The organism is Ruegeria sp. BB10, assembly GCF_056535725.1.
This window is the reverse complement of the sequence record NZ_JBQFIW010000001.1, coordinates 1300155-1313897: the sequence shown is the minus strand read 5'-3', so window position 1 is coordinate 1313897 and position 13743 is coordinate 1300155. Positions and strand designations below refer to the sequence as shown.

Here is a 13743-nt window from a genome sequence, read left to right as displayed (position 1 = left end):
TTGGCCTTGCCGGTTTAGCTGGCGGGCATGGCGAGAATTCCTTTGTTGCAGATGTCCGGCATTTCCCTGACCTTTGGGGGTGATCCGGTGTTTTCGGGGCTGGACCTGGTGGTGCAGCCGGGCGATCGTGTCGCTTTGGTGGGGCGCAACGGGTCAGGCAAATCAACCTTGATGAAAGTGATGGCCGGTCTGGTCGAGCCCGACCAAGGCGACATTGTGATTCCGCCTGGAAAATCTGTAGGTTACATGGAACAGGACCCAACCATGGAAGGGTTCGCGACGCTGGGCGACTATGCCTCAAGTGGGTTAGAGCCAGGTGAGCTGTACAAGGTTGAACGCGCCGGAGAGGGGCTGAAATTCGACCCGTCGCGCCCGGTCGAAACGGCCTCGGGCGGCGAGCGGCGGCGCGCGGCTTTGGCCAAGTTGATGGCTGAAGCACCTGATCTGATGCTGCTGGATGAGCCGACCAACCATCTGGATATCGAAGCCATCGCCTGGCTCGAGCGTGAGCTGGGCGCGACGCGGGCTGCGTTTGTTCTGATCTCGCACGACCGCGCGTTTTTGCGGGCATTAACCCGAGCCACGCTCTGGATTGACCGCGGAATGGTGCGGCGACAGGAACAGGGGTTCGACGCTTTCGAAACCTGGCGTGACAAAGTTTGGGATGAGGAAGATCAGCAACGTCACAAGCTGAACCGCCTGATTAAATCCGAGGCGAAATGGGCTGTCGAGGGCATCAGCGCACGACGCAAGCGCAATCAAGGCCGCGTGCGCGCCCTGCAGGCGTTGCGGGCCGAAAAGGCGGCGCAAATCAAACGCCAGGGCTCGGCCGCTATGGCGCTTGAGGCAGGGCCGAAATCCGGACGAAAAGTGATCGAGGCCAAAGGCTTGGCCAAGTCCTTTGATGCGCAACAGATCGTGCGGAATTTCGACTTATTGGTGCAACGCGGTGATCGGGTGGCTTTTGTCGGACCCAATGGTGTAGGCAAGACGACCCTGCTGAATATGCTGCTTGGACAAGAGCAACCGGATGAGGGGGCGGTGACCCTGGGTACCAATCTTGAGGTTGCGGTGTTCGATCAGACCCGCGCGCAACTGGACCCGGAAATGAGCCTTTGGGATAGTCTAACCGGCGACCCCGAGATGCGGGTTTCCGGCAAGGCCGATCAGGTGATGGTCGGTGGCCAACCCAAGCATGTGGTCGGCTACCTCAAGGAATTCCTGTTTGACGAACGGCAGGCCAGAGCGGCGGTTAAATCCCTGTCAGGGGGCGAAAAAGCGCGATTGCTGCTGGCCAAGCTGATGGCGAAATCCTCGAACCTGCTGGTGCTGGACGAACCGACCAACGATCTGGATGTCGAAACGCTGGATCTGTTGCAGGAACTGCTGGACGATTATGACGGCACCGTTCTGCTGGTCAGTCACGACCGAGATTTCCTGGATCGCGTCGCCACTACGACCATCGCGATGGAGGGCAATGGCCGCGCAATCGTCTATGCGGGTGGGTGGTCGGACTATATTGCACAGCGAGGGGAGGTTGCGGAAAAGAAGGTAGAAAAATCAAAACCCTCAAAGCAAAAGGTCAAGCAGGAAAGTCAGGCGAAATCGGGTCTGTCTTTCTCGGAAAAACACCGGCTTGAGAAACTACCCGCCGAAATCGCCCGGCTTGAGGCCGAGATCGGCAAACTGGAAGACCTCATGTCCGATCCCGAATTGTTCACTCGCGAACCGGTTAAATTCCAGAAGGCGACCGAGGCGTTGGTCGAGCGGCAGGAAAAACTGGCCGCAGCCGAGGATGAGTGGCTGATGCTCGAAGAAAAGGCCGAAGGCGCTTAGGACTGTTTCAGCGCTCGGGCAGGGTTTCCAACGACCGTTTCTTCGGCCGCGACGTCTTTGGTCACGACGCTGCCCGCACCGATGGTGGCATTGTCGCCGATGGTGATGCCGGGCATCAAGATGGCTCCACCGCCCACCCAGACATTCCGCCCAATCGTCACCGGAAGACCAATTTCAAGACCCTGCGCACGCTTAACCGGGTCTTTGGCGTGTTGGGCGCAATAAATCTGAACGTGCGGTCCGAACATCGTGCCGTCTCCGACCCTCACCGGTGCGGTATCAAGAACCACGCAGCCTGCGTTGAAGTAAACGCGCTGGCCTAGATGGATGTTCACCCCATAGGCGCAGTGAAAAGGAGCCTCAAGAAAGCAATCCGACCCGGTGCTGGCAAACAGTGCCTGCAATTCCGGTGCCACCGCACCGCGGGTATCAGGCGGACAGGTGTTATGCGCGTGAACCGCGCGCCGGGCTTGTGCGCGCAGGGCATCCAGTTCCGGATCCAGACAGCAATACCACTCCCCGGCCTGCATCTTTTCGCGTTCGGTCATGAAGCTGACCTAGCGCATTCGCAGGGCACCGTCGATGCGGATGACCTCTCCGTTCAGGTATCCCATCTCGACGATAACCCCTGCCAGTCGTCCGTATTCGCGTGGATCACCCAGACGGGCCGGGTTAGGGACGTCAGCGGCCAGTTGCTGCTGTACCTCTTCTGGTAGACCGGCCAGCATCGGGGTCATGAAGATACCGGGGGCGATGGCCATCACCCGTATCCCGGTCGAGGCCAGATCGCGGGCCATCGGCAGGGTCATCCCGACCACTCCACCTTTTGAGGCCGCATAGGCCGCTTGTCCCTTTTGCCCGTCAAAGGCCGCGATCGATGCGGTATTGATGATCACACCGCGTGCGCCGTCGGGCTCAGGGTCATTCTTTGCCATTTCAGCCGCAGCCAGGCGCGAGACGTTGAATGTGCCCACCAGATTGATGTCGATGGTGCGTTGAAAGGCGTCCAGAGGGTGGGGGCCGTCTTTGCCCACCGTCTTGATGCCATAAGCGATTCCGGCGCAGTTCACGGCGGCCGTGATCTGGCCCATATTGTTCATCGCCTGATCGATCGCTGCGGCGACGGATTCCTCGTTCGTCACGTCCGTTTCAGCAAAATGCCCTGCGATCTCCTCCGCGACCTGAGTGCCACGGACGGCGTCGCGGTCCAGAATAGTGACCTGCGCGCCGCGCTCGGCAAAGTGGCGTGCGGTTGCTTCGCCCAGCCCCGAAGCACCGCCAGTGACGATCGCGGATGTGGTGGACAATTGCATGGCGGCGGTCTCCTCTCAGGATATGAACGTGTGTTCAGTTAATCTGAGGATTTAGGTGATGTCCACAATTCGGACGAGATTTTTCAAAGTTTTATGCCGTTTCTCAAGCGATTCTCAGAGGAACTTTAACTGCGCTTAATGCGCAAGTCTCACATCGGTACCTATCAATTTGACGCGTCGAGGGGGCGCCGAACAAGGAGACAAGTGTTATGCGTAAGAGTTTGAAAGTCGGAATTCCTGTGCTGGTAACAGCACCTTTTCTGACTGTGATGGCGGTAAGCAGCGCCGCAGCTGCGCCAGAGGTGTGCAACTGGAAGACCGCCCGGGATGCTGCAAATCGGGGGGATTATCAGGCGCTGTGTGATTGTCAGCAGGTGACACCCAGCTTTCTGGAGCGCCTGCAACAACGGTCAGATTTCGCGACCACATTGCGCAACACAACGGCGCAATGCCCAGGATTGGCTTCGTTGTTGACCGACCAACCAACGGGTTCGATTGGTGCATCGGGAAATCCAGGCGAGGCGCGGGGAAATGATCAGTTTGCCGGTCTTGATTCAGATAACGGAGGTGGTTCCGGGTCTGGCGGCGGAGGCGAAGGTGGTAACCCCGGCAACGGCGGCGGTGGCCCCGGTGACGGTGGCGGTGATCCCGGCGACGGTGGTGGTGATCCCGGTGACGGCGGCGGTGACGGAGGCAACGGCGGCGGCAATGGCGGCAACAACGGCGGCGGCAATGGCGGCAACAACGGCGGCGGCAATGGCGGCAACAACGGCGGCGGCAATGGCGGCAACAACGGTGGTGGCAACGGCGGCAACAACGGCGGCGGCAACGGTGGCAACAACGGCGGCCCCGGTAATGGTAACGGAAACAACGGGAATTCCGGCAACGGCGGTGGCAATAACGGCGGCTCTGGCCCCGGCACCGGAAACGGTGGCGGCAATAACGGCAATGGCAATGGCGGCGGTGGTCACGGCAATGGGGGCAGCAATGGCGGCGGTCACGGCGGAGGCAAAGGCGGCCACGGCGACGGTAAAGGAGGCCATGGCGGTGGCAAAGGCGGCCACGGCGACGGTAAAGGCGGCGGCAAGGGCGGCAAGCGTTAACCGCGCCGATGTGAACCTACACCTTTGAAAAGGAAAACGGCCACCCAACGGGGTGGCCGTTATTTGTAATGGGCGGGGCTGTGATCAGCCCAATTGCACAAGCGCGTGCCGCTTTTTACCAGCACTCAGTTTGATGGGCGAGGACAGCGCGCCCGCGTCAATCATCAGCCCTGCATCGGTCAGCGGCGCGTCATCCAACTTGGCGCCATTCTCGGCAATCAGGCGCTTGGCCTCTTTGCCCGATTTGGCCAGACCCGATTTCACGATGACCTGCACGATGGACATGCCGTCGCCCAGCTCATCCGCGCTGAGAGTCAGGGTCGGAAGATCGCCACCCACGCCGCCCTTTTCGAACACTTCACGCGCGGTTGCTTCGGCCTTGGCAGCGGCCTCGGCCCCGTGCAGCAGGGTGGTGATTTCGTTCGCCAAGCGGATTTTGGCTTCGTTGATCTCGGACCCTTGCAGCGCGCCCAGGCGCTCGCACTCATCCACCGGCATTTCGGTGTAGAGCTTCAGGAACCGCCCGACATCCGCATCGGTGGTGTTGCGCCAGAACTGCCAGAATTCGTAGGGCGAGCGCATCTCGGCGTTCAGCCATACCGCTCCGTCCTGAGATTTGCCCATCTTCTTGCCGTCGCTGGTGGTCAACAGGGGCGAGGTCAGGCCAAAGATCTCATGATCCAGCACGCGGCGGGTCAGGTCGATCCCATTGACGATATTGCCCCACTGATCCGAGCCGCCCATCTGCAGAACGCAGCCATAGCGGCGGTTCAGCTCAAGGAAATCATAAGCCTGCAGGATCATGTAGTTGAATTCGAGGAAGCTGAGCGATTGTTCTCGATCCAGCCGCGATTTCACGGACTCAAACGAAAGCATGCGGTTGACCGAGAAGTGCCGCCCGATGTCCCGCAGGAAATCGAGGTAGTTCAGGTCGTCCAGCCACTCGGCATTGTTCAGCATCAGAGCTTTGTTTTCGGCGTCACTGTCATAGTCGATATAGGCCGAGAACACCTTTTTGATGCCCGCGATGTTTTCGTCGATCTGTTCGGGGCCCAACAGGGGGCGTTCATCCGCGCGGAACGACGGATCGCCCACCTTGGTGGTGCCGCCGCCCATCAGGGTGATCGGCTGATGGCCGGTTTTCTGGAACCAGCGCAGCATCATGATTTGGATCAGGCTGCCCACATGCAACGATTTTGCCGTCGCATCAAATCCGATATAGGCCGGCTTGCACCCACTGATCAGCGCTTCGTCAAGGCCCTGATAATCGGTGCAGTCGGCGAGAAAGCCGCGCTCGATCATCGTGGCGATGAAATCCGATTTGGGGTGGTAGGTCATATCGTGCCCTTTGGGTTGATGTTGCGGGGCACTGTATAGGCGTCGCTTTGGGCAAGGAAAAGCCACCATTTCCAAGAAAAACGTGGGCAGTGTCAGCTTTTGACCGGAGGCAGGCGCAACGCATAGAGCATTGCGATCAGGTTCAGCGCGGCCAGTGCAAAGATCGGGGTGATTGGATCGTGCAGATGTGCCACCGCGCCCAGGATCGCAGCAAAGACCATACCGATCAGTCCGGCACTAACATCGCCAAGGGCGACCAGGTAGGGACGCTCCTGTTCCGATGTCTTTTCAATGATATAGAGATAGCGGCCATAAATGACGCCATTCCCGCCCAGTGACAACAGCAGGATGACCAGCGCATAAACCCAGACGTTCTGCGCATAGCCAAGGAATGTGAAGGCCAGCGCCAGTATGGCTGAAACTGCCGAGATCAAGCACCCCAGCCACATCACCGGCTTGACCGAGATCCGACCGCTGAGCCAACCCCACAGGATCGAGCCCAGCACCATACCAAGACTGGCGGCCATCACGAAATAGCTGAGTGAGTGTTTGGTGCCCACGTGAAAGGTCGCAGCGTGGATCGTGTAAAACGGCATGGCCAGCTCAACCGAGACAAAGATCAGACGCGCCGTTAGAAACTTGCGATACCACGAATAAGCCATGCCGGTTTTGAAACCGGTCACCAACTCAGCCAGCGGTTTGGGTTTGCTTTTGGGTGCGGGGGCACGGGCTTGCTCTTGTTCCAGCAGCCGGACACCGGCAAAGCTGACGCCGGCGGCGAACATGGCGACGACGCCGCACCACAGGACGACGATGTGGCGCTGCATTGGTTCATCCGAGGCCAGCAGATCGCGCGTCACCCAGACCACAAGAATGGCCAGAATGCCTGAGATTGTGGCCTGTGCAAACACCATCCGATTTCGTTTCGCCTCGGGCACCGAGATGCCATAGATTTGGCTGGTGCCCAGACTGGTGATCCCTTGGCACAGTCCCATTACAACCGCGGTTGTCAGAAATAGTAACACAATCAGAAGATTGGGGAGGTTTGTTGCGAACAATGCCACGACCGACAGAATGGCAGCCGTCAGGATGTTCGGCACGTAAACCGCCAGTTTCGCGCGGGTCACCCGGTTGATGAACGGAGACATGAAAATCTCGGCAATCAGGCGCGATCCGGTCACGAAGGGCAGCAACAGGCCCGCGAAAAACGTAGGCGCCCCCAAGGCCAGATACAGGAAGGGCAGCACCAGATTGGGGTTCACCAGCTGCCCGCCAATTGTGGCCAGTGACCCTGACCAAAAGATAAGCTGGTAATTGCGCCCCTGCGCGGGCTGGTTGGGTGTCTGTGTGTCCGTCATGGTCGTCCGTTTAGGGTGCAGTTGGTCGCAATGCTTACTCAGGCCGTGCGCCGGTGCAACCGTCCCGTCGCTCGTGTTGTGGTTGCAGGCGCGCAGGTTGTAGCAAAAAAGCACGTGGACCGCGTGATGTGACTTGCCTAGTGGGGCGATGAACAGGCAGGTTGAGCGCCATAAAACAAGATAAATGAGGTGAGCGTGAACCGGGCCATCAGGAAAGGCGGGCCGATCAAAGCCCTGGGTGCAATGTCTGGCACGTCGCTGGACGGTGTGGATGCTGCGGTGGTGGAAACCGATGGGCATCACATCATCGGTTTTGGCCCAAGCGGCTATCGCGCCTATACCGAGGCCGAGCGCAGCGATCTGCGCGCGGCGCTGGGTCAATGGCACGGCCCGGACGTGGACAAGGCGGCTGAGCTGGTTACCATTGCGCACGCCGAGGCGCTCTCGGAATTTGAAGAGATCGATCTGATCGGCTTTCACGGGCAGACTCTGGCGCACGAACCACATGGGCGGGGTACGTTACAAGTGGGCGACGGCAAGGGGTTGGCGCAGGCTTTAGGCGTGCCGGTCGTCTGGGATTTCCGCAGTGACGACGTGGCGATGGGGGGGGAAGGTGCGCCCCTAGCACCATTCTTTCACTTTGCCTGCGCTAAATGGATCGGGGCGACCCAACCGCTGTGTTTTTTGAACCTCGGCGGGGTGGGAAACCTGACTTATGTGGACCCCGGCTTTGACGGCCCGGAAGCGCCCGGAGCTCTGCTGGCCTTTGACACCGGTCCCGCCAATGCACCTGTTGATGACCTGATGCAGGCGCGTCTGGGCCTGCCGATGGACCGCGATGGTGCGGTTGCGCGTGGCGGCACGGTCGAGATGGGCGCGCTCGAACTGTTTCTGGCTGAGCCTTACTTTACCCGAATGCCCCCTAAGTCTCTTGACCGGAACGACTTTGCCGAGATGATCCGGTTGGTTCAGGAGCTAAACGACGCCGACGCGGTGGCCACACTGACCGGGATGTGTGCGGCGGGCGTGCTGCAGGGGATGGAACATTGCCCCAAACCGCCTGCGCGTCTTCTGGTCACTGGCGGCGGGCGGCATAACCCGGTGCTGATGGAGATGCTGCGCGTCGCACTGGACTGCCCGGTCGAGCCGGTCGAAGCGGTAGGGTTGGACGGCGACATGCTCGAGGCACAGGCCTTCGCCTATCTCGCAGTACGCGTGGCACGTGGGTTGCCGACATCATGCCCTGGAACAACTGGGGTTAAAGCTCTTGTCGGGGGAGGAGTTGTCAGTACGGTTTCGATGGGTGCTGCTGGCTGAAGGGAATTTGGCTGGAACCTCAGATGATAGGCTTTCGTGTCGCTCGGCAGCAAAATTTGCATTCGATGTCGCATGCAGACAAACCCAAGTCTGAAAACTGGTTATCCTCGCTCTTTATGAGCAAGGAAGGGGTCTACCAGAATCTACTGCAACAAGCTCGGGATGCATATGTCAGCCATCCCCAGATGACGTCGTTCGCACCGTTTCCAGATGACATTCAAAGACAGGAGATTGAGCCATATCATCTCCCGTGTGGCGACGTGTTGCGGCAGGAGGAGGGGCTGGTATCACAAACCTATGCTCACCTGCAGGATGCGATCGTAAACGCAGCACCTTATGCGGTTTGGCGAGAAACCTACAAATACACAGATATCGGCGATTGTTTCCTGAATAATTTTGGATGTTATTCCATCGTCGGAGCAGGAGGGCCGTTCCTATCGAACAAACTCTGGCTTTGGATTGTTCACATGCCGCCTCAGCTTTACTATCCGTGGCATCATCATCCAGCAGAAGAAATGTACATGGTGATTTCAGGAACTGGCGTGTTCAATCGCGAGGGCTGTCCGAGTGAAAACCTCGGCGAAGGCGGCACTGTGTATCACGAAAGCAATCAGCCGCATGCAATGGAAACGCAGGACGATCCAGTATTGTGCCTTGTGGCCTGGCGCAACCGTTTCGATACGCCTCCTGTCCTGACCCCATCCAATTGAACGGTTGGATAGGGGGTGACTTTGACCAGCTTTTTTGTCGGAGGTCACAGGGTCACTGGAAGACGGATTTTCAATTCAGGGATTTCATGTAATCCAGCGAAAAATCGGAATACCCCTCAGAAGTCGATTTCAAATGTGCCCGGGTCCAATCGTGCAGCGCGGGCAATTTGTGGAAAGGCACATTGGGAAACGCATGGTGCTCGGCGTGGTAGGGCATATTCCAGGCCAGAAACCGGACGATGCGGTTGGTGAAGGTTGTGCGAGAGTTCTCGAGCATATTGGCGACCGAGGGGCAGAGGCCATGTTCGGCTAATAGATAGAGGCGCAAGAAGGGTTGCGCGATCAACACCGGTAGAATCCATAGCCAGAACAATGCTGTTGAATTGAGCAGGCTGAGACCGACAAGGACGTAGAGAACCAGCAATAGCCGCGCCTCAATACGCATGGCGCGGTGTTGGCGGGCGGGCAGATAGGGGGCGTCGATCCGGCCAAAAGCATTTAGCATCAGAACCTTTGCCATCCCGCTCCAATACGGCCAGCCGCTTAGGTAAATCAGCAGGTCCCGCCAATTCCCGGGTCGTGGTTTGCCACCCAGCTCCGGGTCTTTTTCCGGGTGGTTGGTCCATTTGTGATGGGCCAGATGGAAATACCGAAACCACGTAAAGGGCAGGGCGATAGGGATCGAAACCAGATGCCCGATGACATCGTTCAACCAGCCACTGCGAAACGGTGTCTTGTGCGTACACTCGTGACTGAGCGTAAACAGGAAAACCAGAAGGATGCCTTGGGGAAGGATAAACAGAGGCCAAAGCGGCACCCGCAATGCGATACAGGCAGAGGTACCCGCCAGTACTATGCCATACGCCGCCAAATGCTTCAGCCCAGCGGCGTCAAATCGGAGCTGAAGCCTTTCTTTCGCCTCGGGCGGGATCGACGCTATGAGCGCGCGGTGGTCCACGGTTTACCCGCGCGCGATATCGAATTCCGGCGCGGCCAACACAAAGCCGTCGAATTCGAACCCGGGTGAGACGGTGCAACTGACCAGAGTGTACTCTCCAGTCGACTGCGCTGATTGCCAGTGGTTCTTGGGTACGATCAATTGTGGCGCGCCTTTGGTCAGGTCGGGGGTCAGCAGGTGATCGGTGGCAGGGCCGTCATCGGTGGCGCTGAGGGACAGGGTCAGTGGCGCGCCGGCATGATACAGCCAGATCTCGGTCGCATCGACGCGGTGCCAGTGGCTGTGCTCACCTGCTTGCAGCAGGAAATAGATGCATGTGCCGGTGGCGCGGCCTTCGTTATCGGCCCGCCAGGTTTCGCGGAACCAACCGCCCTCGGGGTGGCGCTGCAACTGAAGGTGGTCGACGATCTCTTGCGCGGTCATTGGGGCCTCTTGCTTGGTTGTGGTGATTATGCACGCAGGCGTGCGATCCGCTATGGTATTTACGTGTATCCACCATATGTTTGCCGCATGACCTTGAATATCCCGTTTGACAACAGCTATGCCCGTCTTCCCAACACTTTTTTTGCCCGGCAAGTGCCGGTGCCGGTGCGCGCTCCGCGTTTGATTGCGTTTAATGAAGATCTGGCCCGCGTTCTGGGGGTAACTCCGGGCGATGTGCAGGAAATGGCCGAGGTTTTCGCCGGGAATGCCCTGCCTGAAGGGGCCGAGCCGATTGCTCAGCTTTATTCCGGCCATCAGTTCGGCACCTACAACCCGCAGCTCGGCGATGGGCGTGCGGTATTGCTGGGTGAGACGATCGGAACAGACGGCGTGCGACGGGATATTCAGTTGAAGGGCTCGGGACAAACCCCGTTCAGCCGCCAGGGCGATGGCCGCGCGTGGCTTGGGCCAGTGCTGCGCGAATATGTGGTATCCGAGGCGATGCACGCGCTGGGCATCCCAACCACCCGTGCGCTGGCTGCGGTTGAGACAGGAGAGATCGTCTTGCGCGAAGGCCCGATGCCGGGCGCGGTGCTGACCCGCGTGGCGCAAAGCCATCTGCGTGTGGGGACGTTTCAGGTGTTTGCCGCAAGACGGCAGGTCGACAGCTTGAAGCGGCTGACCGAATACGCCATCGCCCGACACTATCCGCAGGCCGAGGGGCCAATGGGCCTGTTGCGCGCGGTGCGGGATGCGCAGGCCCGGTTAATAGCGCAATGGATGAGCGTCGGGTTTATCCATGGGGTGATGAACACCGACAATTTCTCGATCGCTGGCGAGACCATCGACTATGGACCTTGCGCCTTCATGGACATCTATCACCCGAATACGGTCTTCAGTTCAATCGACCGGATGGGACGATATGCCTATTCCAATCAGCCGGACATCGCCGTGTGGAACTTGGCGCAATTGGCGACCTCTTTGATTCAGCAGGTCGAGGACCCCGAAGCCGCCGTTCAAGAGGCCACTGAGATCGTGCATGCAATGCCGGGACTGATCCAACAGGAATGGCTGGCCCGCTTCCGCGCCAAGATCGGTTTGACGACCGAGGATAAGGGCGACGAGGCGCTGATCACTGATCTATTGACTCGGATGGCGCACAACAGTGCCGATTTCACCAATACGTTCCGTGCGCTGGGCAGTGACAAGGCCCGCGATCAGTTCGTGAACCCCGAAGCCTATGATGAATGGGCCGATGGCTGGCAGACGCGGTTGGCCCGTGAAAATGACCCGCAGACGGTGATGAACGCCGCCAACCCGGCCTTTATCCCGCGCAACCACCGGGTCGAGCAGATGATACAGGCTGCTGTCCAAGGCGATTTTGCGCCGTTCCATCGGTTGAACGCGGTGCTTGCCCGCGCCTATAAGGATCAACTCGACGCAACCGACCTGACACATCCGCCGGCCGAAAGCGAAGTGGTCCACGCGACGTTCTGTGGGACATAGCGAATATCAAAACTTGAACGTCTAGTTTTTAAGCTGTCTAGTGGGCGTTCTTCTGAACATAATGCCAAGCGACTTACCATCGGCACATAATGCTGCATAATGGACGCAACCGGGGGAACTGCAGATAAAATCAGTTTTGTTTTAGGGAGCATAAAATGCGCTACGCCATTTTGCTGGAAGACGCGGACGGTGTGTCTTATTTTGAAAATCGTGAGATTGATTTCGAGCTCAAGACCTTTGCCCCCCCGGCCGCACCGTTTCTGGTCTCAAAAGAGGTCGATGCCGCGCGTATTGCCTTCTTGTCATTGCCTGCTGGGTGGAAAGGGGTTCAACACCGTTCCCCGAAACCCCAACTTGCGACGGTTCTGTCCGGTACGTTCCGTGTTCAGGCGGGGTCGGGCGAAATACGTGATTTCAAAACGGGTGACTTGTTTTGGGCCGAAGATGTCAAGGGAACAGGCCATAGCTCATCCGCAGAAGGGGGTGAGCCCGCCAACCTTATGATTACACAGTTTAAATAGGGGCCGGGTGGCCGAGGAACCTTTGATGTCAGACACAGGATGCCAATGACCAAACCATCAACCCTGCGTATCGCCAGCTATAACATTCAGAAATGTGTGGGTCTGGATTTTCGGCGGCAGCCCCAGCGTATCATGCAGGTCATCGACAGCATGCAGGCTGATATCGTGGTGTTGCAAGAGGCCGACAAACGCTTGCCGCCCCGACCTGCCGCCTTACCACATTTCATGTTGGATGAGGCCGGCTGGCAGATCGTCGATCTGGGTGGGGCCGGCAGTCTGGGCTGGCATGGAAACGCTGTGATCTGGCGCGGAAATTCGATTCAGGTTCGGCAGACCGGGCACCACGACCTGCCAGGGCTGGAACCGCGGGGCGCTGTACGGGTGGAGTTCGATACCCAAATCGGGCCATTGCGGGTGATGGGGATGCACCTGGGCCTGTTGCCCGCATCCCGGCGCCAGCAGATCACGCATATCCGCCGCTTTGACGATGATCTGGACAACATGCCCACCGTCTGGGCCGGGGATTTCAACGAATGGTCGCGCCAGCCCGTGTTAGACCATTTGGCCCCGGACATGCGCTTCCTAGCGCCGGTTCCTAGCTTTCCGGCCGCACAGCCCCTGGGGGCCCTTGACCGCATCGCGCTGGGCGCAGGGCTTGAGGCGGTCGTCCACGGCGTGCACGACGCACGGCCTGCGCATATAGCGTCCGATCATCTGCCGATCTGGGCGGACCTGAGACGGGTGGCCTAGGACGCAATTCCCCTGTGGCGCGATCCGCGCAGACGTACTAAGACAGAATCCCGAACTACTCTGAGGGTCACTTATGTCCGATACGATCATCGCCCGCTGTGAAGCAAAAGGTCTGCGCATGACCGGCCAGCGCCGCACAATCGCGCAGGTGCTGCAACAAAGTGAGGATCACCCGGATGTTGAGGAACTGTATGCCCGTGCCTCGAAAGTGGATTCGGGCATCTCGATCGCCACGGTCTATCGCACTGTCAAACTGTTCGAAGAAGCGGGGATTCTTGACCGGCTGGAATTCGGTGATGGGCGCGCGCGGTATGAGGATGCTGAGCGTGATCATCATGACCATTTGATCGACATGCAATCCGGCAAGGTGATCGAATTCGTCGACCCCGAGATCGAAGTGTTGCAGGAAAAGATCGCGGCCAAGCTGGGGTATAAGCTGAAAGGCCACCGGCTGGAACTGTACGGCGTGCCGCTGGAACAGGACTGATTCATCACAAAACGCGAACGACAGGCGCACGGGAATTCATGCTTTCCGGGCGGATAATGCTTGCTTGAACGGCTTTCTTGCGATTTTGCTGAGAAAAGCGGCATTGGGGCCGCAGGATTCAAC

General features: G+C 58.8%; 14 protein-coding genes. 8 read left to right on the top strand and 6 right to left on the bottom strand.

Features of this window, described 5'->3' with window-relative positions; translation table 11 throughout:
- Positions 1–27 precede the first annotated feature (27 nt).
- Positions 28–1836, top strand: coding sequence for an ABC-F family ATP-binding cassette domain-containing protein (locus ACR3EP_RS06555; RefSeq protein ID WP_480636922.1), 1809 nt, complete (start codon positions 28–30; stop codon positions 1834–1836).
- Here the strand turns inward: ACR3EP_RS06555 and ACR3EP_RS06550 are convergent.
- Both ACR3EP_RS06550 and ACR3EP_RS06545 read right to left on the bottom strand, forming a co-directional pair.
- A complete protein-coding gene (locus tag ACR3EP_RS06550; RefSeq protein ID WP_480636920.1) occupies positions 1833–2384 on the bottom strand; it encodes a sugar O-acetyltransferase in 552 nt (183 codons plus the stop codon). The two genes, ACR3EP_RS06555 and ACR3EP_RS06550, sit on opposite strands and share 4 nt — an antisense overlap.
- Positions 2385–2393: 9 nt before the next feature.
- Positions 2394–3149, bottom strand: a complete 756-nt coding sequence (locus ACR3EP_RS06545; protein WP_480636918.1) for an SDR family NAD(P)-dependent oxidoreductase — start codon at positions 3147–3149, stop codon at positions 2394–2396.
- Positions 3150–3358: 209 nt separating this feature from the next.
- Between ACR3EP_RS06545 and ACR3EP_RS06540 the strand changes: the two genes are divergently transcribed.
- The gene (locus ACR3EP_RS06540; RefSeq protein WP_480636916.1) at positions 3359–4252 is read left to right on the top strand and encodes a hypothetical protein; all 894 of its coding nucleotides are present in this window, start codon (positions 3359–3361) and stop codon (positions 4250–4252) included.
- 84 nt (positions 4253–4336) lie between these two features.
- Here ACR3EP_RS06540 and tyrS read toward each other — a convergent pair whose 3' ends face one another.
- Together tyrS and ACR3EP_RS06530 are read right to left on the bottom strand one after the other, a co-directional pair.
- Positions 4337–5590: a tyrosine--tRNA ligase gene (gene tyrS, locus ACR3EP_RS06535; RefSeq protein ID WP_170505613.1), complete on the bottom strand. Its 1254-nt coding sequence runs from the start codon at positions 5588–5590 to the stop codon at positions 4337–4339.
- 92 nt (positions 5591–5682) lie between these two features.
- Positions 5683–6948, bottom strand: coding sequence for an MFS transporter (locus ACR3EP_RS06530; protein WP_170348967.1), 1266 nt, complete (start codon positions 6946–6948; stop codon positions 5683–5685).
- Positions 6949–7191: 243 nt separating this feature from the next.
- Here ACR3EP_RS06530 and ACR3EP_RS06525 point away from each other — a divergent pair, with 243 nt between their 5' ends.
- Together ACR3EP_RS06525 and ACR3EP_RS06520 are read left to right on the top strand one after the other, a co-directional pair.
- On the top strand, positions 7192–8265 hold the full coding sequence (locus ACR3EP_RS06525; protein ID WP_254428473.1) for an anhydro-N-acetylmuramic acid kinase: 1074 nt from the start codon (positions 7192–7194) through the stop codon (positions 8263–8265).
- Positions 8266–8288: 23 nt separating this feature from the next.
- Positions 8289–8975, top strand: a complete 687-nt coding sequence (locus ACR3EP_RS06520) for a dimethylsulfonioproprionate lyase family protein (protein WP_170577673.1) — start codon at positions 8289–8291, stop codon at positions 8973–8975.
- A 70-nt stretch (positions 8976–9045) separates the two neighbouring features.
- Here the strand turns inward: ACR3EP_RS06520 and ACR3EP_RS06515 are convergent, their stop codons facing one another.
- The gene (locus ACR3EP_RS06515) at positions 9046–9933 is read right to left on the bottom strand and encodes a fatty acid desaturase (protein WP_480636914.1); all 888 of its coding nucleotides are present in this window, start codon (positions 9931–9933) and stop codon (positions 9046–9048) included.
- Between the two features lie 3 nt (positions 9934–9936).
- Positions 9937–10356 carry a cupin domain-containing protein gene (locus ACR3EP_RS06510; RefSeq protein ID WP_170396082.1) on the bottom strand — a complete coding sequence of 140 codons (420 nt, stop codon included), beginning with the start codon at positions 10354–10356 and terminating at the stop codon, positions 9937–9939.
- Positions 10357–10443: 87 nt separating this feature from the next.
- Here ACR3EP_RS06510 and ACR3EP_RS06505 point away from each other — a divergent pair, with 87 nt between their 5' ends.
- From ACR3EP_RS06505 to ACR3EP_RS06490, 4 genes are all read left to right on the top strand, one after another.
- Complete coding sequence (locus ACR3EP_RS06505) at positions 10444–11862, top strand: protein adenylyltransferase SelO (protein WP_480636912.1); 1419 nt, start codon at positions 10444–10446, stop codon at positions 11860–11862.
- Positions 11863–12017: 155 nt separating this feature from the next.
- Positions 12018–12383: a cupin domain-containing protein gene (locus tag ACR3EP_RS06500; RefSeq protein ID WP_170396078.1), complete on the top strand. Its 366-nt coding sequence runs from the start codon at positions 12018–12020 to the stop codon at positions 12381–12383.
- 39 nt (positions 12384–12422) lie between these two features.
- On the top strand, positions 12423–13133 hold the full coding sequence (locus ACR3EP_RS06495; RefSeq protein WP_170375677.1) for an endonuclease/exonuclease/phosphatase family protein: 711 nt from the start codon (positions 12423–12425) through the stop codon (positions 13131–13133).
- Between the two features lie 73 nt (positions 13134–13206).
- Positions 13207–13620: a Fur family transcriptional regulator gene (locus ACR3EP_RS06490; RefSeq protein WP_170348959.1), complete on the top strand. Its 414-nt coding sequence runs from the start codon at positions 13207–13209 to the stop codon at positions 13618–13620.
- Positions 13621–13743 lie beyond the last annotated feature (123 nt).